Below are 1,095 nucleotides of genomic sequence, written 5' to 3' on the forward strand. Positions count from 1 at the left end.
CGCGGTATGTTCGGCTGACGTGTCGTCGAGCGGCACGCGGAGTGACCAGTCCAGTCCGCAGCTCGAACAGGGGTGGAGATGGGCGAGTGGAGCAGCGGCAGATAACCGGCCGCACGCTTTGCCGACAGGCGCCGCTGATGAACATCCTATTGGCTTTGCCGCTGGTACCAACGCTGTCGGCGATGCCTCTTATCGGTTGGCTTCCTGAACTGCGCCTCGGCTTGCCCGTCGGTCCGGCTGCACCGCCGGCTCGCTCATGTTCCCAGCTCGTGCGACAGAACATTCGCAAGTACCTTTCAACATTTCGATCCTTGCTCGATCCCCATGCCTTGCCTACTGGCCACCATGCATGCCTTGCCGACTGGTGTGGCTTGTCGGCCGCGCTGACGGCTCGGGCGGCGCGGCAAAGGGGCCACGCTTGGAGGGCACGGCCGATGAGCGTTGCTGCTTGACCGAGTTCGTATGCAGCGCTGAACTCGAGGCAGCGTCTGGTTATCGCACGCCAGCGGGTGTGGCTGATTGGCTGCACTCGCTGGCGTCGCTGATCGGCTGCACTTGCGAGCTCTGCTTGCTGGCTGAGCTGGCTTGGCCTTCGCATCGACAGCTCCGCTGATCGGCGTCGCTTGCAGGCATCGCTTCCCGGCTGGGACTTGCAGGCTGAGCAGGGTACTGAGGCAGGCAGCAGCGCAAAACAGGCGGTGCTTTGAAGCGGTGCTGGTGTATGAATCTCATGCGTAAGGTCTGCAGTCTACCGCTCATGAGCGCCTGGGGGGCACCGCACTTCTTCGAAGCGCCCATGTGGGTAGCCAGAGCTATCACCTTGCTGCTGTTGGAGCTGCCGCAGAGCTTCTCTCGTCTGTCACGGTTTCGAACGAGGCGCCAGCTTGCCATTCTTCACGCGGCCGCTCGCCTTGCGATTCGTCCGCGCGCCGTCGGGTGGACATCGGCATGCCGCTGCTGGTCGTTGCTTCGCCTGAAGCTCTCCACTCGCACACCGGTGGAGCTGCTTTGTTGCTTGCCTGCGGTGAGCCCTCGCTGAGAATGCCAGCGCGAGTGCACCTGTGCTTGTCGTGCTGATGCTCTCCTGCCTCGCAG

General features: G+C 63.3%; 1 protein-coding gene. It reads left to right on the forward strand.

Annotated features, from left to right (window positions below; all coding sequences use genetic code 11):
- On the forward strand, positions 1-208 hold a 208-nt coding region (locus P4L78_RS04510), incomplete at its 5' end, for a hypothetical protein (RefSeq protein ID WP_309327097.1).
- Positions 209-1,095 lie beyond the last annotated feature (887 nt).

Source organism: Silvimonas sp., assembly GCF_031291215.1.
GTDB classification, from domain to species: Bacteria; Pseudomonadota; Gammaproteobacteria; order Burkholderiales; family Chitinibacteraceae; genus Silvimonas; species Silvimonas soli.